At 45.5% G+C, this 22,878-nt stretch carries 18 protein-coding genes; 12 read left to right on the top strand and 6 right to left on the bottom strand.

What is annotated here, in order from left to right:
- Nucleotides 1-4: 4 nt before the first annotated feature.
- Nucleotides 5-1,525, bottom strand: coding sequence for an acetaldehyde dehydrogenase ExaC (gene exaC, locus DN599_RS11745; RefSeq protein ID WP_110457776.1), 1,521 nt, complete (start codon nucleotides 1,523-1,525; stop codon nucleotides 5-7).
- Between the two features lie 341 nt (nucleotides 1,526-1,866).
- Between exaC and DN599_RS11740 the strand changes: the two genes are divergently transcribed.
- The 8 genes from DN599_RS11740 to DN599_RS11705 all read left to right on the top strand — a co-directional run bounded on the left by DN599_RS11740 (nucleotide 1,867) and on the right by DN599_RS11705 (nucleotide 14,068).
- The gene (locus DN599_RS11740; protein ID WP_110457775.1) at nucleotides 1,867-3,660 is read left to right on the top strand and encodes a sigma-54-dependent Fis family transcriptional regulator; all 1,794 of its coding nucleotides are present in this window, start codon (nucleotides 1,867-1,869) and stop codon (nucleotides 3,658-3,660) included.
- 195 nt (nucleotides 3,661-3,855) lie between these two features.
- On the top strand, nucleotides 3,856-4,836 hold the full coding sequence (gene acuI / locus DN599_RS11735; protein WP_110457774.1) for an acrylyl-CoA reductase (NADPH): 981 nt from the start codon (nucleotides 3,856-3,858) through the stop codon (nucleotides 4,834-4,836).
- Between the two features lie 541 nt (nucleotides 4,837-5,377).
- Nucleotides 5,378-6,508: a hypothetical protein gene (locus DN599_RS11730; protein ID WP_110457773.1), complete on the top strand. Its 1,131-nt coding sequence runs from the start codon at nucleotides 5,378-5,380 to the stop codon at nucleotides 6,506-6,508.
- 492 nt (nucleotides 6,509-7,000) lie between these two features.
- A complete protein-coding gene (gene ardA / locus DN599_RS11725; RefSeq protein WP_110457772.1) occupies nucleotides 7,001-8,521 on the top strand; it encodes an acrylate reductase flavoprotein subunit ArdA in 1,521 nt (506 codons plus the stop codon).
- 28 nt (nucleotides 8,522-8,549) lie between these two features.
- A complete protein-coding gene (gene ardB, locus DN599_RS11720) occupies nucleotides 8,550-8,903 on the top strand; it encodes an acrylate reductase cytochrome subunit ArdB (RefSeq protein WP_110457771.1) in 354 nt (117 codons plus the stop codon).
- 351 nt (nucleotides 8,904-9,254) lie between these two features.
- Nucleotides 9,255-10,499, top strand: coding sequence for a dimethylsulfoniopropionate lyase DddY (gene dddY / locus DN599_RS11715; RefSeq protein ID WP_110457770.1), 1,245 nt, complete (start codon nucleotides 9,255-9,257; stop codon nucleotides 10,497-10,499).
- A 114-nt stretch (nucleotides 10,500-10,613) separates the two neighbouring features.
- Nucleotides 10,614-11,720, top strand: coding sequence for a hypothetical protein (locus tag DN599_RS11710; RefSeq protein ID WP_239473299.1), 1,107 nt, complete (start codon nucleotides 10,614-10,616; stop codon nucleotides 11,718-11,720).
- A gap of 428 nt (nucleotides 11,721-12,148) precedes the next feature.
- Nucleotides 12,149-14,068, top strand: a complete 1,920-nt coding sequence (locus DN599_RS11705) for a methyl-accepting chemotaxis protein (RefSeq protein WP_110457769.1) — start codon at nucleotides 12,149-12,151, stop codon at nucleotides 14,066-14,068.
- 321 nt (nucleotides 14,069-14,389) lie between these two features.
- Here the strand turns inward: DN599_RS11705 and DN599_RS11695 are convergent, their stop codons facing one another.
- A complete protein-coding gene (locus tag DN599_RS11695) occupies nucleotides 14,390-15,916 on the bottom strand; it encodes an alpha/beta hydrolase (protein WP_110457768.1) in 1,527 nt (508 codons plus the stop codon).
- A 147-nt stretch (nucleotides 15,917-16,063) separates the two neighbouring features.
- Here DN599_RS11695 and DN599_RS11690 point away from each other — a divergent pair, with 147 nt between their 5' ends.
- Nucleotides 16,064-16,513 (top strand): DUF6942 family protein, encoded by a 450-nt coding sequence (locus DN599_RS11690; RefSeq protein WP_110457767.1) that lies wholly within the window; start codon nucleotides 16,064-16,066, stop codon nucleotides 16,511-16,513.
- Between the two features lie 78 nt (nucleotides 16,514-16,591).
- Here DN599_RS11690 and nadE read toward each other — a convergent pair whose 3' ends face one another.
- Nucleotides 16,592-17,425 carry an ammonia-dependent NAD(+) synthetase gene (nadE, locus tag DN599_RS11685; protein WP_110457766.1) on the bottom strand — a complete coding sequence of 278 codons (834 nt, stop codon included), beginning with the start codon at nucleotides 17,423-17,425 and terminating at the stop codon, nucleotides 16,592-16,594.
- Nucleotides 17,426-17,617: 192 nt separating this feature from the next.
- On the opposite strand from nadE, the gene DN599_RS11680 reads away from it, so the two are divergent.
- Nucleotides 17,618-18,454, top strand: a complete 837-nt coding sequence (locus DN599_RS11680; protein WP_110457765.1) for a helix-turn-helix transcriptional regulator — start codon at nucleotides 17,618-17,620, stop codon at nucleotides 18,452-18,454.
- 116 nt (nucleotides 18,455-18,570) lie between these two features.
- Nucleotides 18,571-19,215 (top strand): LysE family translocator, encoded by a 645-nt coding sequence (locus tag DN599_RS11675; RefSeq protein ID WP_110457764.1) that lies wholly within the window; start codon nucleotides 18,571-18,573, stop codon nucleotides 19,213-19,215.
- Here the strand turns inward: DN599_RS11675 and DN599_RS11670 are convergent.
- Nucleotides 19,196-20,125 (bottom strand): M14 family metallopeptidase, encoded by a 930-nt coding sequence (locus DN599_RS11670; RefSeq protein ID WP_110457763.1) that lies wholly within the window; start codon nucleotides 20,123-20,125, stop codon nucleotides 19,196-19,198. The genes DN599_RS11675 and DN599_RS11670 overlap by 20 nt on opposite strands.
- A gap of 468 nt (nucleotides 20,126-20,593) precedes the next feature.
- The gene (locus DN599_RS11660; RefSeq protein WP_162599200.1) at nucleotides 20,594-21,313 is read right to left on the bottom strand and encodes a substrate-binding periplasmic protein; all 720 of its coding nucleotides are present in this window, start codon (nucleotides 21,311-21,313) and stop codon (nucleotides 20,594-20,596) included.
- Between the two features lie 204 nt (nucleotides 21,314-21,517).
- Here DN599_RS11660 and DN599_RS11655 point away from each other — a divergent pair, with 204 nt between their 5' ends.
- Complete coding sequence (locus tag DN599_RS11655) at nucleotides 21,518-22,171, top strand: RluA family pseudouridine synthase (protein WP_110457761.1); 654 nt, start codon at nucleotides 21,518-21,520, stop codon at nucleotides 22,169-22,171.
- A 200-nt stretch (nucleotides 22,172-22,371) separates the two neighbouring features.
- Here the strand turns inward: DN599_RS11655 and DN599_RS11650 are convergent, their stop codons facing one another.
- Nucleotides 22,372-22,779 (bottom strand): hypothetical protein, encoded by a 408-nt coding sequence (locus tag DN599_RS11650; protein WP_110457760.1) that lies wholly within the window; start codon nucleotides 22,777-22,779, stop codon nucleotides 22,372-22,374.
- Nucleotides 22,780-22,878: the final 99 nt, after the last annotated feature.

The following is a 22,878-nucleotide window of genomic DNA, read 5'->3' as shown; positions in this document are numbered from 1 at the left end:
GAGATTAGAAGAAACCTAATGGGCTGGTCGAGTAGCTAACCAGCATGTTTTTGGTGTTTTGGTAGTGGGCTAGCATCATCTTATGGTTTTCTCGGCCGATGCCCGACTGCTTGTAACCACCAAAGGCCGCATGGGCTGGGTAGGCGTGGTAGCAGTTTATCCATACACGGCCAGCCTGTATGCCACGGCCCATACGTTGGGCGCGATTCATATCGCGGGTCCATACGCCGGCGCCTAAGCCAAACTGCGTATCATTGGCGATAGCCAGTGCCTCTGCTTCATCTTTAAAGGTGGTCATTGAAATAACCGGGCCAAAGATCTCCTCTTGGAACACGCGCATATTGTTGGTGCCTTTGAGGATGGTTGGATTAATATAAAAACCACTGCTCTGCTCACCGCTGAGCTGGCAAAGTTCACCGCCAATGATCACTTCGGCGCCTTCGTTGCGGCCGATGTCGATGTAGCTCAGAATTTTATCGAACTGCTCTTTAGAGGCTTGTGCGCCCACTTGGGTGTCGGTGTCGAGTGGATTGCCCTGCTTGATGGTTTTAGCTCGGGCGATAACCCGCTCGATAAACTTATCGTAAATCGATTCGGCCACCAATACCCGCGATGGACAGGTGCAGACTTCGCCTTGGTTAAAGAAGGCCAGTAACATACCCTCGATCGCCTTATCTAGGTATTCATCTTCATGATCCATCACATCGGCAAAGAAGATGTTAGGTGATTTACCACCTAGCTCTACTGTCGATGGGATTAAGGATTCGGCGGCGCATTTTAAGATGTGATGGCCTATTTGGGTCGAACCGGTAAAGGCCAATTTTGCAATGCGTGAGCTGGTGGCGAGTGCTTGGCCCGCTTCTTTACCAAAACCGTTAACTACGTTGAGCACACCTGCGGGAAGCAGATCTTCAATCAGCTCAAGCATCACTAAGATAGAGGCAGGTGTCTGCTCTGCAGGCTTAAGGACGATGCAGTTACCGGCGGCGAGTGCGGGGGCGATTTTCCATGCGGCCATCAGTAGGGGGAAGTTCCAAGGAATAATTTGCCCGACCACACCTAATGGCTCAGGGAAGTGGTAGGCAACCATGTTGTTATCAATGTCCGCCGCACTGCCTTCTTGGGCGCGAATACAGCCAGCAAAGTAGCGAAAGTGATCAACAAACAGCGGCAGATCGGCGTTCAGGGTTTCGCGCACCGCCTTACCGTTTTCCCAGGTTTCGGCTACCGCAAGGTATTCGATATTTTGCTCGACGCGATCGGCAATGCGCAGTAATACGTTTGAGCGTTCGGTCGCCGAGGTTTTGCCCCAAGCGTCTTTGGCGGCATGGGCGGCGTCGAGCGCTAATTCAATATCTCTTGCATCTGAGCGCGGCACTTGGCAAAACGCTTGGCCATCAACTGGCGAGCTGTTAGTAAAATATTCACCGCCGACAGGTGCGACCCATTTACCACCGATAAAGTTATCGTACTGGCTTTTGAATGTGACGAGTGAGTCGGCGCTACCAGGTTTTGTATAAATCATGCTGCTTCCTTGTATTGGTTTGAGTATTGGTTTGAGTCTTATTTCGTGCCGCCATCTTGTGCGCGGTTGTTATAGTGAGCGACTGGACTTATTGCTCGATAAAACAGGGCTAAGCAGGTACTTGCCTGACGCTTGTGAGTCACTTACCTGCCTCTATTACATAGATCACGTTACAAGGTGCGCGCCAAACTGGCAGGAGTTGTGTTGATTGTTTTGTAACAGTATGATGAAAAGCTAATTTTTGATGTCTGAATGTGCGAGTTCCAGTAATAGGTAGCACTGGAAGGGTAGTCGCACTGTGACATAAGTGCACATCTGTTGTGCCAAAATGGAACACTGTTATGACGATTGCTCCACAGACAGAGGCTTGGTTATCTGACTCTTGGTCACGCAGCCAAGGTGCAGGATTATCAGAAACTCGGCTGCCACAAGCCGTGCGTTTAGAGAGCGATGCGCTCGCCGAACGTCACGAACTTTATCGCAAGTTAATCGCCCTCGTTGAGCAGCACGCCTTACCCTTGTTTCATCAATTAATGGCCCATACTCAGAGCCGCCTTATTTTGTCAGACAACGAAGGCTATGTGCTACGTCATTGGGGGGTGGCACAATATTCTAGTAAGCTAGCTAATGTGGCGCTGGATATCGGGGTCAATTGGCATGAACAGCACCGAGGCACTAACGCCATTGGTACGGCGCTAACCTCAAAACAAGCCGTGTCAGTGATTGGCGAGCAGCACTTTATTCGTCAGCATCGCTTTATGAGCTGCACCGCCACGCCCATTTTTTCGCCCACGGGAGAGATGCTCGGCGCCATCGACATCACCAGCGAACAACAACGCCATAGTCAGCAGACTCTGCTGTTGATCGCCAGCTTAGCTCAGCAGGTTGAAACGGCGCTATTATGCCATCTTCCCGGTAGTCACTATCGTATTGACTTAGCTGAGCAAGCTTCGCTTATCGCCTCGGGGTGGCAAGGCATAGTAGTCGCTAATGCCGAGGGTAAAATTTTGGGCTGTAACCCTATGGCTCATAAACTGCTGCAGAGCGCCAAGGTGGGTGATGATATTCGTCAATATCTGGGGCAGCAATGGCATCGCCCTGAACAATTATTACAACATCAAAGTTTACACCTTAAGACCCAAGAGTTAGTGCCCAGCAGCCGTTCTCATCTGGTGAGTCAGCAGATAGGCGTGCGTTTTCGTGATCCACAATTGGAGCGCGCCTGGCAGCAGGCCAACAAGGTGGTTAAACGCAATATTCCGCTATTAGTGTGTGGCGAAACTGGGGTCGGTAAAGAGCAGTTTATCAAAAAGTTGCATCACCAGAGTAGCCGAAGCCAGCATCCATTAGTGGCGGTCAATTGCGCCGCCTTACCGAGCGAACTGGTGGAATCAGAGCTGTTTGGTTATCAGGGGGGCGCGTTTACTGGCGCCAGTCGCAGTGGTTACTTGGGCAAGATCCGTCAAGCCGATGGCGGCTTTTTGTTTCTCGACGAAGTGGGCGAAATGCCCCTTGCGGCGCAAGCGCGCTTGTTGCGGGTATTGCAAGAGCGCGAGGTGGTGCCTGTGGGGAGTAATCACACCTTTAACGTCGATATTCAAGTGATTGCCGCCACCCATATGAATTTAGCATCTCTGGTCGAGAAAGGCTTATTTAGGCAAGACTTATATTATCGACTCAATGGCCTGCAAGTAGAGCTCCCAGCGCTGCGCGATCGTCTGGATAAGGCGCGGATCATCGATAAATTACACAAACGTTATCGGGTGGCGCCGCAAGCATTATGCGCCGAACTGTTGGCGCGGCTGTTATGTTACGCTTGGCCGGGTAATTTGCGTCAGCTAGATAATGTGATGCAAGTGGCGTGTTTGTTGGCCGAGGGGGATGAGGTATTAGCGTGGCATCACCTGCCTGATCATATGCAGCAACAGTTGCGTGTGGCCGATCATCTATTGCCGATAGAGTCAGTGCTTGAAGAGAGTCAGTCAAAAGCGGGGCAATCCCTTAATGCCACCATTAATGCCAACGTCGCCGCCTTGTATCAGGAGTGTCAGGGCAATGTGAGTTTGTGCGCCAAACGTTTGGGGATCAGCCGTAATGCGCTGTACCGTAAATTAAAGGTCTTAGGGCTGAAGTGAACTTAGCGGCATGGCCTGATGTGAGCCAAATATGTGATTGACCGCGCTAAGCTAATATGATGTCAATGCGCCAGCTCACGAAGCTAACCATAGACAATGTCACCACTTGCTTGTGTGGCGTTATCACCATTAAGGTGAGTGCCAATGAGCTTGTACCATCAATAATCACTGATTTAAATCAGTTGGGAGAGAAGCATGTTTGATGCATTAGTGTTAACTCAGCAAGCTAAAGTGACTCACGCCAGTGTGACGCAATTGAGCGAAGATCAGCTTCCCGCTGGCGATGTGGTGGTTGATGTTGCCTATTCGTCGCTTAATTATAAAGACGGCCTCGCGGTGACAGGCACTGGCAAAATTATCCGCCAGTTTCCTATGGTACCGGGCATCGATTTTGCGGGCGTGGTGAGTGAATCGGCAGATCCACGTTACCAAGTGGGTGATGAAGTGATTTTGACCGGTTGGGGCGTAGGGGAAAACCATTGGGGTGGAATGGCGCAAAAAGCGCGCGTCAACGCCGACTGGTTAGTCCCCATGCCTGCAGGGTGTGATGCCGCCAAAGCCATGATGATAGGCACGGCGGGGCTTACCGCCATGTTGTGTGTGCAGGCATTGCAACGCGCCGGAGTGACGCCAGATCAAGGTGACGTGCTCGTCACTGGCGCCAGTGGTGGTGTCGGCTCGGTTGCGGTGACCTTGCTTGCCAGCGCGGGTTATCGTGTGGTGGCCTGCAGTGGCCGCGTCGAAAAAAATGGCCCTATGCTCAAACAGTTGGGTGCGGCAGAGGTGATCGATCGCGCTGAGTTACAGCAAGATGCTAAACCCTTAGAGGCCCAGCGTTGGGCTGGTGTGGTCGACACCGTTGGCGATAAAATTTTAGCTAAAGCATTGGCGCAAATTCACTATGGCGGCGCCGCGGCCATCTGTGGTCTGGCGGGCGGATTTGCACTGCCCACCACAGTGATGCCCTTTATTTTGCGCGGGGTGAGCCTACTGGGTATCGACTCGGTCTCTTGCCCCTTTGAAAAGCGCCAAGCCGCGTGGCAAGAGGTGATTGCGCGTTTACCTGAGCAGTTTTACCAGCAGGCCTGTCAGCAAGTGAGCCTAGCTCAAGTGCCAGAATTTGCCGATAAGATTGTTAAAGGGCAGGTGACAGGGCGAGTACTGGTTAAACTGTGATCTGCTAATATGAGCAGAGCCAAGATGACGGTCGCTTAGGCAGTATTTTTAGCCCCGTATATTGAGTGGTCTCAGGGCCACTTTTTTGTGATTACATCCTTATAAATGCTTTAAATTCAATGGCTTATTTTTGTGCTGGAACTATTGAGCTTGGTCGCAATTTAGCCGCTTTGGGTAAGGGGCTGGTTTGATGTTCGCCGTTGACATAGGCATACTGTGACGCTGCTGGAGTGCAGCATTAAAGATACGCTAAAGTTATTGTCCAATAGAATGACTATGTGTTGTTTGAATGGTATTAGTCATTGCATCAATGTAGGTAGTGAACACTGCATATATTGACCCAACGACTCGACATTAACTTGTGTTGTCACTCAACCTTAGCCTTTAATTTAATGAGTTAGGCTAGCACAGCGACAGGTGATTTGACTCAGATTTGATGGTTTACCTTCATTACATTAACTCAGTAATTGATGGATATCACTTAGGCTGGTTAAATCAAAACTCCTCTTATGTATGCTCTCTACACAAACAAGTTGGTTGAATGATGAATATTTCCAAAGCATTACTGTTGGCGTTGTTAATGCCAACCTCACTCGTCATCACAGATGTACACGCAACGGGTGCAGAAGATGGCATTAAGGTCTCTGGTATTGTCAGAGTCAATTATGCTTACAAAGATTATGATGAAGCTTCTAAAGACAAGCTGGGTGATTTTACTTTCGATATGGCTGCCATTAAGTTTGACGGTAAGTTAGGCGATTGGGGACTGGCCAGCGAATACCGCTTTTTAGATGGCTGGAATATGTTGCGTTATGGCTATGGTTTTTATGATGTAAATCCACAATGGCAACTGCAATTGGGTGTCACTCAGGTGCCATTTGGTAACCCAGGGTTTATTTCAAATAGCTTTTGGTTTGGCGTGCCATATTACCTAGGTTTCGAAGATGATTATGATTTAGGGGTTAAGGCTGCCTATTCTAGCGGCGCGTGGAACACTGAAATGGCGTTCTTTAAAAATGCCGAATATGCCGCCAGCAACAATCAGCGTTACGCGACCGATCTGTATTCGGGGGTGGTTAATGGTACCGAATATTTTAACGAAGAGACCAACCAGCTTAATCTACGCCAGATGTATGAGATAACCTATGCCGGTGGTCAAACTCGCCTAGGTGGTTCAGTCGAATTCGGTCAAATCTATAACAGTAATACTGGCAATAATGGCGACCGTTATGCCATCGCATTGCATATGGAGAGCAGCTATAACGACTGGAACTTGCAACTGCAGGTGATGCAGTATGAATATGATGCTGCCGATGCGGTTGATAACAATAAGATTGCGGTGTCAGTTTATAATTATCAGTATGAAATTGCTGCTAAAGCGCAAGCCTATAGCGTTAACATCGCCAAGACGCTAAATACCGATTGGGGCAGCATTAAGTTATATAACGACTTTGGCATGGTGACCCCAGATGTGGATGACGACAGCTATGACACCAGTTACCAAAATGTCACTGGCGTTGCCCTTGCTGCGGGTCCGACTTACACCATGATTGACTTTATTTTGGGTAAGAATATGTATGCCTCGACTCGCGATAACAGCCATGTCGGCTTGCCTGAGATGGGTGATAGCTGGGATAAGCGAGTGAATATTAACTTTGGTTACTATTTTTAAGTCTGAGTCTTGTGTCTTAAGATCTCAGCCATGAGCTGTAAGATCTTAAGACGCTAAACTCACTTTGCTGTTAGCGGCTCAAAGCCCACTGCCAAGCTGTACTTGGTATGGGGCTTCTTATTTTATGGCTCACGCCAACCAGATGAATTCTAGGGTGGCTTTATCCTGCTTAACTATGACGTAGCGTGACGGCTGAGCTTAGTCATTATGCTTATCTAAGTTGGTCTCTTACACTGAGATTGCTTAACTTGGCTGTCAACGCTGATGCCCCCCTTATGCGTGTTTTTTCTGCTTCCTCTCCATAGATAGCCCGTTTTGGAATCGGTTCCAAAATACCCACAAAGTAGTAGTTTTGAATAAATTTGAAGCTAGTTATTGTTTTAACAATGTTGTGAAGTTGTTTTAAAGGTAACTGTTGATTGACTCCCGTTTTGGAACTGGTTCCAGTCCTATTATTTTCTCGTCAATAAAACATAAAAAGGGTGATAACAGATGAGCAATATAGATCTGCTAGGACGCCGTAATTTCATTAAAGGTTTAGGTGCCGCTGCGGGTGTAGCAATGGCAGCGCCTGCAATGGCGGTTTCTGAGAAAGCTGACGGTGTGAAATGGGACAAAGAAGTTGAAGTACTGATCATAGGTTCAGGCTTTGCTGGCTTAGCGGCGGCGATTGAAGCCACCCGTAAGGGCGCAAAAGATGTCCATATCTTTGAAAAGATGTCTTACTTTGGTGGTAACTCAGCGATTAACGGCGGCTTATTTGCTGCTCCCGGTACGCCGATGCAGAAAAAAGAGGGTGTACAAGACTCTGTCGATCGTATGGTGGCTGATCAGTTAAAGTCTGGCCGCGGTATTGCCGATGAAGCATTGCTACGCCATGTGGCCTCTCATGCCGTTGAAGCCTTGCAGATGACCATCGATGCTGGCGCCGAATATCATCCGTACCTTCAGCAGCTCGGTGGTCATTCCGTTGCGCGAACCTATCAAACCACCGTGAGCTGCGGCGCGGGTATCACCCAACCACTTTACAAAGAGTGTCAACGTATTGGGGTTAACATTCATAACCGTTCTAAGTTTGAAGGGTTCTTGGTCGGTGACAAAGGTGAAGTGGTTGGCGTTAAAATGCGCCAGAACTATCACTTCGGTGAAGACCAACCCGGTGACGTGCTGAATATTCGTGCTAAGCGTGGCGTTATTATGGCCACAGGTGGCTTTGCGCAAAACGTTGACTTACGTATGGCGCAAGATCCAACACTGACCTCGGAAGTGGGTTGTACTAACGCACCGGGTGCGACGGGTGAGGGAATGTACGAAATGTTCCGTTTGGGCGCCATCCCTGTACATCTTGCCCACATCCAGTCTGGCCCATGGGCATCGCCCGACGAAGGGGGTTTTGGTTATGTGTCTAACTACTCTATCTATAACTTCCCGCATTCAATGGCGATTAACCGCCTAACGGGTAAGCGTTTCATGAATGAAATCGCCGACCGTAAGACCCGTGCCGATGCAGAACTGGCCTGTCGTGACGAGAAGGGCGATGCCTTACCACCAATTTTGATCACCAGCTATAAGGATTCTAAGCAGCATCCCAATACCAAGAAAGTGATCAAATACAACGTGGGTTGGAAGTTCGACACCATTGAAGAGCTAGCCAAACATTTTGACGTACCGTTAAAGCCGCTTAAAGCGCAAATTGAAGAGTACAACACCTACGTTAAGTCTGGCGAAGATAAGCAGTTCGGTAAGAACATGACCAAAGCCAAAGATAAGTTTATCGAGGCGCCATTTACTGTCGTTCGCCTATGGCCAAAAGTGCACTATTGCCAAGGTGGTGTGCAGGTGAATACCAAGGCCGAAGTTAAAGACAGCTTTACGGGTCAGTCTATTCCAGGTTTATATGCAGCGGGTGAGGTGTGTGGCGGTATTCACGGCGTGAGCCGTTTGGGTAGCTGCTCAATCCCTGAGTGCATGGTAATGGGCATGACTGCTGCACGTACCATGATGCAAGCCTAAGTCGACCGGTAATTAAGAGGAATCAATAATGAAAAAGTTAACTATTGTACTCGCGCTGGTCTTAGGTGGCTTAGTGAGTCTGTCTGCTCAAGCGATTGAGCAGCGTGCTTGGCATAAAGAGGTGATCGGTAAAGATTGTAAGGTTTGTCATGACAAGGGGATTAAACAGTTCCCGTCTGATCAAGCCTGTTTACAGTGTCACGATGTGGACGATCTAGCCGAGCAAACCGCGCGAAGTGAAGAGGATAAGTGGCAGAATCCACATAATAACCTGCACTATGGTAAAGACCTACCTTGCCAAGAGTGTCATGGTGAGCATAAAGCGAAAAAGCCATTATGCAGCAATTGTCATACCTTCAAGTTTGATAAGCACCAAGAGTAATCTCCACCTCTAGGCCCATTGAAAAATGGGCCTATCTCCCATCTTATCTCCCTCTCTCTGGAATGGGATTTACTATTAATTAACGCGCTAATTATCCCTGCAATGATGTTATATCGGTAATTAACCTTACTTATCTATATATTTCACTATGCCTCTTAGCACTTCCCCTTCGCTAAGAGGTTTTTTATATATTTGACACCTAGTTTTTAATTATTTTTTATGTGAGGTTAACGCTGTTTTTGTCTATATAGTTGTTGCAACTTTGTACTGTTTACATTTTTGGAATCGATTCCAAGTTTATTATTCATCTGGTATTAGATTCAACCTAAAATAATTACAGTGGTGAGATGAATGAAAAAGACCTTTGTTGCAATGTCACTCCTAATTGCTAATAGTGCTTTAGCTAGTGAATTACCTGATTTTTTAGATGTTAATGATATAAACAATGCAGTGTTTAAATGTCTTGGAGATGCTCCAACATATTCTAAAGTTGATCAAAAGTATGTCGATCTGCTTTGGGATGAAACCTTAACTTATCTAAGAGCCTATGCATCGGCATTAACTAACGGTGAAAAAAGCCATTGCTTAAACTCTGATGAAGCGCTGTTTGACTCTACAGAAGGTGGCAAGAAGATCTGCGTTATGGATCGCCGTGATATGAAGTTGATGGTGAAAAATATCTATCAGGTTATCAATAACGCCGATAAAGCAAAACAGTGCTTTGGCGCCCGGGAAGAGGTTGACTGGATCTATAACCCAGGTGGCGAGTTAACTAAAAATTCGCCAGTAGCCCAGCACTTTAAACGCACCACTTTTGATGAGTTTTTCGAGACTAAGGTCACTAACAAAGAAGTTCAGAAACTCGGTAAGCTATTTACAAAAAACTTTTATAAGATGGTGACCGGCGATGAAGTGAAGATGCCATCGGCTTTCCCTTACGATATCAGTGCTAACGCTCTGCCAAACCTCTGGGCGGCGGCGGGCTGGTTCCCTATGTATGCCGAAGAGAGTAAGCGTAACGACAAGAACTTTAACAACATCCGTGCTGGCTATGCCTACGCTGAGATCTTCGGCCATTGGGGATTGCTACGTATCGATGAGATCAATGGTGAAAAGGTCGGCGCCGAAATTGGCATGACGGTGCAGTCGGTCGATACGCTTTATCCATATCATAACCATGCGGTTTCAGAGATGTACTACAACATGCGCGTTCCAGCATGCACTAATCAGTTTAAGAGCTTCGCGGTAAGAGAGGACTCACCACTGGTTCATACCATTAAAGAAGATGACAAGGTGCGCCGAGTGCAATTTGATGCAGCGCAGCACAATGGTCATACCCAGTGGTTAGCCGGTAGCTATCAGCAAGATCCGCTGATCTATTTTCACCAAAACACCATCCATGCATTCGATGTGGATGGAAGTTGCGAAGCCAAACCTGAAGAGCGTGCCATTGTTTCTGTTTGGGCAAGAAGTAATGCCCATGATAAGCGCAATGACTATGGCACCACCTTATTATGTGAGTCGGCTAAAAAACCTGGTACTCCAGCAAATAAAGATGAAGTTATTCAATGTGATTTAACCAAGCTTAAATGGTAATCGGTTATTTAACTTTTCGTTTATTAAATTTTATTCAAGGCGTTATTTAGCCTTTATTTGTATAGGATGCAAGTTGGTAGTATGAAATTATTTAAATTATCTATCTTATCTGTTATGACATCTTTACTCTTCTCCAGTGTTGTCGCGCAAGCGCAAGCGCAAGCGCAAGAAAATGAAGATGGTATTGATGTATCGGGAACGGTTAGGGTTAATTATGCTTATAAAGATTATGATCAAGCTTCAAAAGATAAAGGTGGCGATGTTACTTTCGATATGGCCGCCATTAAATTTAACGGAAAATTAGGAGAGTGGGGACTCGCCAGTGAATATCGTTTTTATGATGGCTGGCAGGCACTACGATTTGGTTATGGTTTTTATGATGTTAATCCTGAGTGGCAATTGCAGTTTGGTGTGACACAAAAGCCCTTCGGTAATCCTGGTTTTATCTCTAATAGTTTCTGGTTTGGTGTGCCTTATTACTTAGGTTTCGAAGATGACTATGACCTAGGGGTTAAAGGTGTGTATAAAAATGGTGCTTGGGGCACTGAGATAGCATTTTTTAAGAATGCTGAGTACGGAGCGAGCCGCGCTGACCGCTATTCGACCGACCTATATAGTGGCGTAGTTAACGGCACGGAATACAATAACGAAGAGACTAACCAGCTAAATCTACGTCAAATGTATGAGATGACCTATGAAGGCGGCAGTGCAAACCTTGGTGCCTCGGTTGAGTATGGTCAGATCTATAACAACAAGACGGGCAACAATGGCGATCGCTACGCTGTTGCGATTCATATGGATGCTAGCTATAACAGCTGGAATCTGCAACTGCAGGCAATGCAGTATGAATATGATGCAGCTGATGCCATAGATAGTAACAAAATTGCTGTTGCAGCCTATAACTGGCAATACGAAATTGCCGCGAAAGCCCAAGCCTATAGCGTGAATCTTGCTAAAACAGTCACGACCGATTGGGGTAGCCTTAAGTTATACAATGACTTTGGTATGGTGACCCCTGATGTTGCCGATGATAGCTTTGATACCAGTTATCAAAATGTGACTGGCTGTGCGATTGCTGCGGGTCCAACTTACACAATGATCGATTTTATTGTGGGTAAAAATATGTATGCCTCGACCCGAGATAATGGTCATTTGGGTTTACCTGAAATCGGAGATAGTTGGGATAAGCGAGTTAACATTAACTTCGGCTATTATTTCTAAGTCGATTAGTATTAAATTCCAAACCTCTCTAGGGCCTGTTGATCTTTCAAGGTTGTTTTTGCAACAAACGCTGCCTGAAGGGGTCGGCTAAAAACGTTTTACTCTTTGTTAAGTGAATTTTGCTTAGATGACTAGGCTGCAATCCACTCGCCTCGATTAAAAGTTTTTGTCTCGAACAACATTTAACCAGCAAAGTTCAACAGAGTCTAGTAATGAAAATGCCAACCTCAAGGTTGGCATTTTTTATTTTTAGCCCTAAACCACCAACTTCAGTAGGTAGGTACTTTATGGTGGCTTCTTAATTGTTTTTATTATTTTATTTTAGATATCGAGAGCTAATTAGTCGGCAGGGACACAGTTTGGAATCGATTCCATGGGTAAAGTGTCCCCATTTGGGTTAATACCTCAGTGACGAGAGTAAATTTGTAATGAATACAATTGGCTTTAAAAAAACCATCACCCTATCGGTGATCATTTTAGTGTCTTTATGTCTGGCTTTTTCCAACCTATTTTCTTATTTAACCCTTAAGTCAAATACGGTCGAGCAAGTGCGTGGCAACCTCGAGACGATTGCTCGTTTCGAGGCAAAAAGCATACAAAACTGGTTCATGAGCAAAGCCAACAGTATCGATGCACTTGCCGAGCAATATAGGCAAAACCGAGTGAATGGCGAATATGCCATGGTGGCAAAGTTGGTCAAAGAAAATAGCCGTTTGTATTCCGTGTTCTGGGGATTTGAAGACGGCAGTTCTTATGCGAGTGTGATTGATGATGATATTTGGCACAAGGGTGTTGCCGATCCGACTCTATATGACCCAAGGCCTAGAGGTTGGTATCAACTGGCTAGAAATAATAGCAAAGCGGTATTGACCGATATTTATGTCGATATGGTGACGCGCAATCCAGTGATCTCTATCGTGACTGATGTGGGTGATGGCGTGCTATCTGGCGATATTGGGCTAGAGATCCTCAACGAGACCGTTAATGGAGTCAACTTCCCAGGTGCTACAGCCGCCATTGTCGATGAGGCGGGTAAGGTGTTGGTGTCAAATATGCCACATTTGCAGGCGGGCAAGTTGCTCAGTCAACAGGGCTGGAGTCAGATTGAGCAGCAACTAGTGGCTCATGATGTGTTTGCCAGCGACTACCATAGCGCAGGCACAGACTTGCTTATTTTTAGTCATGAAATTCCGCTATTGCATGGAAAAAAGAAGTGGTTTCTTGTGCTTAGTATCGATAAAGATGTTGCCTTCGCTAAGGTCGATGAGGCACTGGATTCAGCGCTGATTAACTCAGGCATCATGTTATTGGTCAGTAGTTTACTCGTGCTACTTATCTTGAATTGGCTATATCGCCCCATCATAGCGCTTAAGCAGGTGATAGTGGGACTGTCACAAGGACAGGCCGACCTCACCATGAGACTACCGGTGAATAGTCAGGATGATCTGGGTGATATTGCCACAGGTGTTAATCTGTTTATTACTAACCTAGAGTCCATAGTCAAGGAACTCTACGCTAATTCGCTTGATATAGGCCAAAGCATCGCGGCGCTAGAAAACCAAATGGATGGTAACAATCAGGTACTGACGAAACATGTGCAGGAGACTGAGCAGATAGTCGCCGCCGTTGAGGAGATGAGCGCCACGGCAAATGATGTGGCCAATAATACCGCCCAAGGCTCACAAATGGCGACCTTGGCCAGCACCCAAGTTAACGACACCAAACAAATAGTATTCAATACCCGTGAGACAGTTGAGCGCTTGATTCATGATGTTGAAACGACCGAAGTGAGTATTGCCAATATATCCGATGATGCGACGACGATCACCAAAGTGTTGCAGGTTATCGGTGATATTGCCGCTCAAACTAACCTATTAGCGCTTAATGCTGCGATTGAAGCCGCTAGGGCAGGAGAGCAAGGGCGAGGCTTTGCTGTGGTGGCTGATGAAGTTAGGGCGTTAGCGGCGCGGACTCAAACGAGTACGGCAGAAATTGAGCAGACGTTGGATAAGTTACTTTTGGGTATTGAGCATACCGTGACCACGATGAAGCAAACCAAGATGACTTGTGAGCAAACCAGTCACTGGACCAATAATGTGACTGAGAATTTAGATGAGGTCATTAAATCTGTGGACACAGTCAGCGATCTCAATACCCAAATAGCCACAGCAGCAGAAGAGCAAAGCATGGTGTCGGCCGAGGTGAGCCGCAACATGGCCGAGATACGCGATATGGTCGTGATATTAGAGGACAGCGGCGCAGCGAGTCGCGATGAAACACATAAGTTGTCTGCGTCGAATCAGAAGCTCGCGGCAGTAGTGGATAAGTTTACTATCGATAATGTTTAAGTTCTGTTGCGTTTTTTCGTTGGTTTTTATGGTTATTTTTAATGCCAATTTCCTATCTAGGGCCTGTTGATCTTTCAAGGTTGTTTTTGCAGCGAATTGCTGGGTATTTATACAAGGCAGAAGCTTTGTAGTGTAGTTATTCTACATAAAAAGCTGAGAACGCAGTAAAAATACCCAACAAACGCTGCCCGAAGGGTTCGGCTAAAAACGTTTTACTCTTTGTTAAGTGAATTTTGCTTAGATGACTAGGCTGCAATCCACTCGCCTCGATTAAAACGTTTTTGTCTAGAACAAAATTCAACCAACAAAGATCAACAGGCCCTAGTGTTTTAGTCGATGTTCTGCTTTGAGCATACTTGGATCTTCAACCAGCCTCTGTTGTTCTGTATTGATATAATCATCGATACGTTCGAGCATATAAGCAAAAAAAGGATTCCATTTTTGGCGTAAAACCTCTGACGCTGGCACGCCCAACACTCCACGCTCGCCTTTAGTCGATACTGCACCAATTTGAACTCTTAACTGGGCTGAAACCCGTTTTTTCGCTCCATATAAGCTATCTGATGCAGGAAATGGTAACGCGACATGAGATAGGGAATAAACCGCTGTGGGCCAACTAATATTTAGCGGCTCATGTTCAACCAGACCTTGTTGATAACGTGCCACTTCCACTTGCTCACTGGTCTGCCATTGGCCAAAACTGTCTTGATAGTGCTGATTTTGAACCAAATTTAACTGGTATGGTAATGGGCTGGGATCAATTAATAGTTTAATCGCATCAATAGGATCATTTACTATTAGAGCCAAATTTACATCTAAGCGATTAATATCGAAAAGAAATAATTGATGCTCTTTAGCTGGCAAACCTAGATACAACTTAGCTATCACATCGACTGTGGATACCGTACTATCTGCAACCGACTGAAAAGTGATCACTCGCGCTAATTGCCTCTTTTGTGATTCTGTCATCTGATGGAGTAACACTTGGTTACGCGCCGCAACTTGATACACCACATCACCTGCATTGACCGCAAAGGAGTTATATTTAAACGGATCGTACTCAGTTTGCACCGCATTCCAACTGAGTTTCTCTAATCCCAACCATTGACCTAATCTTGATTGCCACTTTGCAGCGGCGGCAACGGGGGTTAAGCCGATGGCAGGCGAAAGAAAAATTAACCCCGCATAGCTCGATGGGTTATCTTGGCTCAAAGCTTCCAGTTCATGATTAAGCGCCAATGCCGCTCCAGTAGAGAAACCAACAACATACAGCGGCTTACCATTAAGCTGTTGCTGTAGATGGCGCGTTGCTAAAGTGACAGCTTGCGCCATATCTTGCCAGCGTAAATCAACAAGCCCAGAAGGTAATGTGCCATGTCCGGGCAAGCGCAGCCCTAACACATGCGCTTTGGGGCGAAAATGGTTGGCAAAATGCGATAAAGAATAGGGTGAATCAGACATGCCATGCAGTAATAACACCCCAAATTGCGCCGTCGGATTTGACCATTCGTAGCTACGGTTCCAATCTTGTGACCATTGGTTGGGATCGGACAAACTATGGCGTACATAACGGTTAAGCGGTTGATTAACCATATCCTGCGTACGTTTATAGATTTTATTGTCAACCTCAGTAAACAACATCTCCTCGAGTGCTAAGTACTGTTCAAAATTAGTCAGCGGTGTGCTCTGGCGAAATTGCGCTGACAAACTTGTGGTGTGCCAAATTGACAATTCGGGCTGAGCATTTAGCAGGTAGATGCCGACGCCCAATAAAGCAATGACAGTTCCCAATGCCCCATAGGTTAGCGCTAATAAAAGGTGTTTAGTCGATGTGAGTAATATTTTCATCGGTTGATTATTCCCAATCTTGCCTCGTGACCTGACTCATCGCTCATGATTTAGCTAGCCTAACACCTTCATTTATTGCTTGTTATACTGTCAACCTTAACATAGACGCCAGACACCATAAGATAGCGACCTAAGAATCAATTAAAGATGAATAATCACATCCTCAGCGTGGGGCCTCACGGCGCGGCTAACTGTTTTTATCTGCCCACAGCCCCGATGCTCCCGCATGCTTGGCAATACAATGGGCCGGACGCTATTACACAATTGATAGAGCTCAATGGAAATCACTGGCGTAAAATACTGGTGATTATGGCTAAAATAACCGCGCCTGATGATTGGCGTGACTACATGTCACGACTATTGACGCAAGATAATCGAATTGTATTTGGCGCCACCGAAATTCAAAGCGAGGCACAACGCCATTTTGTCTGCGGCCAGCAAAGCGCAAGAAACCTCGATTTACCAATATTAGACCAAAACCAAACATTTAAACCAATTCACCATGATAAGCACCTGATTTATCTACTCCCCTATCTCGATTATCGACAATGCCCCAATCGCACTATTACCGATTTACGCGATGAATTGATGATGTAAATGACGACGGTGTTTAATCGCTAGGGATAAAAAAAAGCGCTCAAGGCGCTTTTAATCGTTACTATCCATTGCAGTCATTTAATCGTAGATAGTCGGGATAGGCTTGCGCTTATGCTGCGTCGCGTTATAGATTGCAATAAGACGCGCCTCGACCTTAGTATCCACCGCTTTCCCCTCAAGAAAGTCATCGATTTGATCATAGGTCAGCCCTAAAGCAACTTCATCTTCAAGCTGTGGCTTATCACACTCAAGATCTGCCGTTGGCACTTTATTGACTAGCACCTCTGGTGCTCCTAAAGCAGCGGCGATTTGACGAACCTGACGTTTATTTAAGCCAAACAATGGTGCTAAATCACAGGCTCCATCGCCCCATTTAGTGTAGAAACCAGTAATATTTTCTGCACTGTGGTCTGTGCCGACCACTAAACCGCCCGTTAGACCTGCTATCTCATACTGTGCGATCATGCGCATTCTGGCTTTCACATTGCCTTTAACAAATTCGACATGTCCATGAGGGTGAGACATGATATCTGCTTGCTCTAGCCCCAAAAGCGTTTGGTGATGGATCCCTTCGACCCCCTCGCCAATATTGACTGTAACTAATTTACTCGGCCGAATAAACTGACAGGCTAATTGAGCTTCATGTTCATCTTTTTGCACCTTAAAAGGCAGCCTCACTGCGATAAATTGATAACTCCCTTCGCACTCACCTTCACGGTTGAGTTCATCTACAGCCATTTGACATAAACGCCCAGCAAGAGATGAATCGACACCACCACTGATCCCAAGAACTAAACTTGTCGCATGGGCTTCCTTGAGCTTAGATTTGATAAAGGCAATACGTCGTTGTACTTCGTACTCAACCTCAATCACAGGTTGTACCTTCATTTCACGAATGATCTGTCCTTTCACAATTCCGACTCCGATTAAATTAGCTGACAGCTGAAATTTGCGTGCTCATTATGGGCTAATTAATGGCAGAATTCACGCTCCAAAAATTAACTTTAAAATGATTTGTTATATTGCCGCTGCAATGATTTACTAGTCAGCACAAAAGTCCCTAGGCTACACTCGATAATCATTCCACAAACTGGCTCATGTTAATTGTCATCATCCGTTGAAAGCATAGAGTATTGGCACCCAAGCACTGTAAAGGAGGTGGAGCTAAGCCGAGCCCACTTTAAGTCTTTTGCATTCGAAAAGCATGTGCACCTTGACTACCATATTGGCGTCGTATCTTATGGTGCACAACAATACCTACACAAAGGCCAGCATTATCAACTGCTCCCAAACAGCTTATCGACACTCAACCCCGATGAAAGTCATAACGGCCACAGCATTGCACCAAATGGATATTGCGCACACGTGATGTCTCTTCCTGTGGACTTTATTAATAATATCGCCGCTGAACTTAACCAAAAATCGCTATTTTTTAATACCCCCAACGCGGAAGATCGTCTTCTAAGTCAGCAATTTTTGCATCTGCATCGGCTACTTACAGACAAACAGCATTGTGCATCATCCTTATACACTGAAACCCTGTTGACCGCCTTTATTACGGAACTGCTGTGTCGTTATACCTCCATTGCAGGAGAAACAACTTCCAAGCAAAAACTATCGTTAACTCAAATTGATATGATCAAGCAGCAACTGCATGAACAACTAAATAGCAATGTCGAATTAGCGACGCTAGCCAATAGTATCGGCCTGAGTAAATTCCAATTTCTGAGACAATTCAAATCCGCAACGGGCATGACTCCACATGCTTACCTCACTCGACTGCGACTCGAATACGCAAAGAAAGCGCTTATTGGTGGTAACACAGCAATTGATACCGCCTATCGAGTCGGTTTTTTCGATCAAAGCCATTTCAACAAAGCCTTCAAACGGGCATTTTTAACGACTCCAGCTCAATTTCAGCGTAAGCTCATCGAGGACTGACTTCCCCCTGAAAGGTTAATTCATCGAAACGATTACCGGTGCAATAATTTACAAGCCAATAGGCCCTGAGCAAGGCATGCTGATACCTGTACCTCATCACTTAAGAGCCCAACTCCATGACATTAGAGTATCAACTACTACTTTCACTCACCTTGATCCACACCGTGGCATTGGCAAGCCCAGGCCCTGATTTTGCGTTGGTGGTGAAACTTGCCACTCAGACCCAGCGCAAAACAGCATTAGCATCGGCATTAGGGTTAGCTGTAGCGATAACCTTACACACCCTACTTAGCTTAACGGGGATCAGCCTCATCATAACAAGCGCCGAAAATGTATATATCGCAATACAACTGATCGGCGCGAGCTATTTAGCTTGGATGGGATTAGGCGCTATACGCGAAGCAATAACCCACTGGCAAGATAAACTACAACTGCAAGTAATCCCTACATCTCATCGAGAACTCACAATGTTACAAGGCTTTACCCAAGGTTTGTCGACAAACCTGCTTAACCCCAAAGCCATGGTGTTTTTTATCACGCTGTTTTCAACATTAATCTCGCCAACCGTCAACATAGAAACCAAAGTTGCTGTCACGCTATTGATGTTCTTATTGTCGTTAATCTGGTTTAGCTTAATCGCATTGGTATTATCTAAGCCTGTTATTCAGCAAAAGATGCAACGCGCAACACCTATGATCAACTTGATCACTGGATTATTGTTTGTCAGTGTTACCTTAGTGATTATTCATCGCCTGTTTTAAGCTGATTCAAGATAAAATCAAGCGCACTGGTTACCGCTTCAACCTGAGCCAAAATACAATTTTCAGCATCGACTTGTGGGCTGTCTGGGTAGACCTCTGTGGTGGTATTAAAACGTGCATCACTAAAGCCTGTGCATAACCCTAACGATTTTGTGGGGTAATTGATCACCCCAAATTGACTAGTCGGTGCCCCTATCAACCGACCTTGCCCATCGGCTGGTGCAATGTGGGTCACCTTAGCAACCGCTTCGATAATGGCTTGTTGCATAACATCACAAGGATTTTCACTATCACCGACTAAATAGAAACCATCGGGAATATCCCAATTACTATGTTCAGTGCCATCGCGCGCCGCTAAAGCGGGGCGAAACTCACTATTATCTGTGTCAGTGGTTTCATGTAGATCAATGTGCGCGGTCAGTGTACCCGTTGAATTGGCGACTAAACTCATTAATGCTGCCGACTCGCCAGCAGGACTGTTGGGATAAAATGAACGATTTGGATCTAGCGCCAATGGGTTCCAACGGTTAATGGTTTCATACCCCCAAGGACTCACACAGGGAGCAATTAACAAATTAAAATGTTTAGCATATTGTTTCGCTTGAGTGGCGGAAAACCTGAGCGCGCCTTGCACACCTGAGGTTTCATAACCATGCACTCCACCTGTCACTAAGACCGTAGGTTTAGCATCACACCAAGGCTGACTTTTAAGGGCAAATAAGGGGTATTGTCCTTCGAAGTAATCTAACTTGCCATACTGCACCACCTCAAAATCCGAGCTGAGCGCGTTAACTTTAGTCACGACTTCGTCATGATACGAACGTTTAATCTGTTGATTTTGACGCCATAGCGCCTTCTCTTTATCGCCCCATGGCTGCCCAGGAATGCCGATTGAATATGCTTGTGTCATTTTATTGCCCTTTCCTCCACGCTTGTTGTGAGTGATAACATCGCAGCTTGCTAATGTATTAAGCAGGACTCACTACTTTGTATGAATTTCGAATCTTATCATGCCGATAAAGACTATAAGTCAAATACCACAGGAAAATGTGGATCCTTAACTAGGGTCTGTTGATCTTTGCTGGTTGAATGTTGTTCAAGACAAAAACGTTGTAATCGAGGCGAGTGGATTGTAGCCTAGTCATCTAAGCAAAATTCACTTAACAAAGAGTAAAACGTTTTTAGCCGAACCCTTCGGGCGCGTTTGTTGGTCATTTCTACTGCGTTCTCAGCTTTTTATGTAGAATCACTACACCACAAAGCTTCTGCCTTGTATCAATACCCAACAATTCGCTGCAAAAACAACCTTGAAAGATCGACAGGCCCTAGCATCACATCGACGGCATCAACACACTCAAGCCAATGAATAGAGCAGCATCTAAAACACCTGTGCAACCTGATAACGCTCTAAAATCTCACGATATTGCCCAGAGGCCTTTATAAGGCCTAAGCCTTGCTCATACAACTGTACTAATCCATCAGTGGCAGCATGTTGACTAAAACCAATATAGAGCGCAACCGGAGGCCCTTCAGTGCCAGCATAACGGACTTGCCCAGTAAGCTGCTCACGGTGCGCGACATAATCAACAACCAAACGATTACCTAAAAGCACATTGACTCGCCCCTTACTCAAGCGCTTCAAATTCATCTCTAACGGTGAATCTCCTGAGGCACGATAGACACCGGCCAGTAATGGCAAAAAGTTGTCCAAGGTTACGCCATAGCTATAGCCCCGAATAATGGCAAGCTGTTTACCATAGAGATCTCGTGGGCGCTCATATTGCCATAAGTCGTTTTTTTCAACATAAAAATCATTACTATAATGACCTACTGGCTGATTAGAAGCGTGTAATTGGTAACGCTCAAGCTGCTCATGATTAACAGCTAATACGATATCAATTTTATTTTGTTGCGCACTTTTCAATGCTCGTGAAAATGGCTGGATCTCAAATTGGGTAGGCTGGGACATCGCCATAAAGGCCGCTTGCACCACTTCAACCACATAACCTTTATCTTGTTCCTCTGGTGTGCATATGTAAGGACACCATTCATCAGAAACCATTACAATCGGCTTGGCGATCGCAAACACGTTAAACATACTTAAACACAGTCCAACGACGACCTTAAGACGCAACACTTGTAACATACGGCGTAATATTATCACTTTAATTGTTAATTTAAAGCGTAACGCTAACAGATGGCATTAATCAGTGCTAGAGAAAATATCACGAAACCGGGCGATGATAGCTTACTGGTAGGCATTAAGGTTATTGTTTGCTAGGATCCCACCCGAGGAGAACCGATGAAACTTTTTAATTACCACCCCCCTGTTATCCCCTGGTTAGATATCCGCTATCAAGACCGTGATATTATTGTCATCAATAAACCCGCAGGCTTGCTCTCTAATCCTGGCCGAGCAGAGAACACTTTTGACTGTGCAATAAATCGCTTATTGCAGCGATTTCCAGAGGCCATTTTGGTGCATCGTCTCGACTGTGCAACGTCTGGGATCATGGTATTTGCGCTCAATAAAAAAGCGGAGTCAAACATTAAGACTCAGTTTCAAAATCGGATGACTGAAAAGTATTATGTGGCCGAAGTTCAGGGCATTATGACCCAAGATAAGGGCAAAATTGATTTTGCCATGAAGGCCGATAGCACTCAGCCACCATTACAGATGATTGCCGCAGATGGTAAGGCTGCAACTACCTACTTTGATGTGTTAGCGCGCAGAGAAAACAGTACATTAGTGAAGTTAAAACCGATTACCGGAAGAACCCATCAACTAAGGCTGCATATGAAAGCCCTTGGCCATACTATTTTGGGTGATGACTTTTATGGTGATGAGGCGGTTATCAACGCATCGCCTCGCTTATGTTTACATGCCGAGCATTTGAAAATTACTCATCCATTTCATCAAAGCGAAATGCAGTTTTACAGTAAGCACCCATTTTAACTAGGCTATGCTGGGACATAATGCTAATGGGACTGTAGCGTTTAATATTGACATCGAATGTTATAGGTACGCAACTACGCCCCAAACGGCCATGCTTGCTTCGCATTAATCTATTGAACTCTCGTCGTTAACGTCGCGGTGAAACCGCTAAGGTTCACCGCATCTAACGCATCAATACGCCACTGGGATAGAAGCTGAGTTTAAGCGGCAATGCGCTTGGCTGTATAAAAGCACTCTGCACTATTACAAAACTGCAAGTTATTATCGTCTGACAGCAAGAAATATTCGCCAAACAAGTTACCACCGAGATCTTCAAGCTTTAAACCATCGTCAATTTTAGTCGCTTGCATCTCATCTAAACTGTGACAACCGTCAGTATACCAAGTCTCTAAAAAAAGCTTATCATCCTGACGATAAAGGGTAATTTTATCACCTAACGATGGACGATCATCAATCCACTGCCCTATGACTTGTCGAGTGTCCATATCTTGCTCCTGCCAACCTAGACGTTTACGCTTTTCAACCACAGGCATTTCTATGACTTGAAGTAATGAGGAGGAGTCGTTGCCACCTATCTCATCCAACATTACTCTAAGTTTAGTATTCATAATCCTTTACCTCTTAATCAGGAAAATAACCGCATAAGTAAATAGCTAACTTAATAAATTACCACTGTTTTTTAACGCTTTGGTTGAAATTGTATCCTA

The sequence above is a fragment of the Shewanella algidipiscicola genome (assembly GCF_900380485.1).
Taxonomy (GTDB): Bacteria; Pseudomonadota; Gammaproteobacteria; order Enterobacterales; family Shewanellaceae; genus Shewanella; species Shewanella algidipiscicola.
Note: the sequence above shows the minus strand (reverse complement) of the source record. Positions and strands in the feature narration are given on the sequence as shown.

What these genes read in the sequence shown, in the direction of transcription:
- exaC (WP_110457776.1), bottom strand. Translation starts at nt 1,525, where the DNA reads ATGATTTATACAAAACCTGGTAGCGCCGACTCACTCGTCACATTCAAA.
- DN599_RS11740 (WP_110457775.1), top strand. Translation starts at nt 1,867, where the DNA reads ATGACGATTGCTCCACAGACAGAGGCTTGGTTATCTGACTCTTGGTCA.
- acuI (WP_110457774.1), top strand. Translation starts at nt 3,856, where the DNA reads ATGTTTGATGCATTAGTGTTAACTCAGCAAGCTAAAGTGACTCACGCC.
- DN599_RS11730 (WP_110457773.1), top strand. Translation starts at nt 5,378, where the DNA reads ATGATGAATATTTCCAAAGCATTACTGTTGGCGTTGTTAATGCCAACC.
- ardA (WP_110457772.1), top strand. Translation starts at nt 7,001, where the DNA reads ATGAGCAATATAGATCTGCTAGGACGCCGTAATTTCATTAAAGGTTTA.
- ardB (WP_110457771.1), top strand. Translation starts at nt 8,550, where the DNA reads ATGAAAAAGTTAACTATTGTACTCGCGCTGGTCTTAGGTGGCTTAGTG.
- dddY (WP_110457770.1), top strand. Translation starts at nt 9,255, where the DNA reads ATGAAAAAGACCTTTGTTGCAATGTCACTCCTAATTGCTAATAGTGCT.
- DN599_RS11710 (WP_239473299.1), top strand. Translation starts at nt 10,614, where the DNA reads ATGACATCTTTACTCTTCTCCAGTGTTGTCGCGCAAGCGCAAGCGCAA.
- DN599_RS11705 (WP_110457769.1), top strand. Translation starts at nt 12,149, where the DNA reads ATGAATACAATTGGCTTTAAAAAAACCATCACCCTATCGGTGATCATT.
- DN599_RS11695 (WP_110457768.1), bottom strand. Translation starts at nt 15,916, where the DNA reads ATGAAAATATTACTCACATCGACTAAACACCTTTTATTAGCGCTAACC.
- DN599_RS11690 (WP_110457767.1), top strand. Translation starts at nt 16,064, where the DNA reads ATGAATAATCACATCCTCAGCGTGGGGCCTCACGGCGCGGCTAACTGT.
- DN599_RS11675 (WP_110457764.1), top strand. Translation starts at nt 18,571, where the DNA reads ATGACATTAGAGTATCAACTACTACTTTCACTCACCTTGATCCACACC.
- DN599_RS11670 (WP_110457763.1), bottom strand. Translation starts at nt 20,125, where the DNA reads ATGACACAAGCATATTCAATCGGCATTCCTGGGCAGCCATGGGGCGAT.
- DN599_RS11660 (WP_162599200.1), bottom strand. Translation starts at nt 21,313, where the DNA reads ATGTTTAACGTGTTTGCGATCGCCAAGCCGATTGTAATGGTTTCTGAT.
- DN599_RS11655 (WP_110457761.1), top strand. Translation starts at nt 21,518, where the DNA reads ATGAAACTTTTTAATTACCACCCCCCTGTTATCCCCTGGTTAGATATC.
- DN599_RS11650 (WP_110457760.1), bottom strand. Translation starts at nt 22,779, where the DNA reads ATGAATACTAAACTTAGAGTAATGTTGGATGAGATAGGTGGCAACGAC.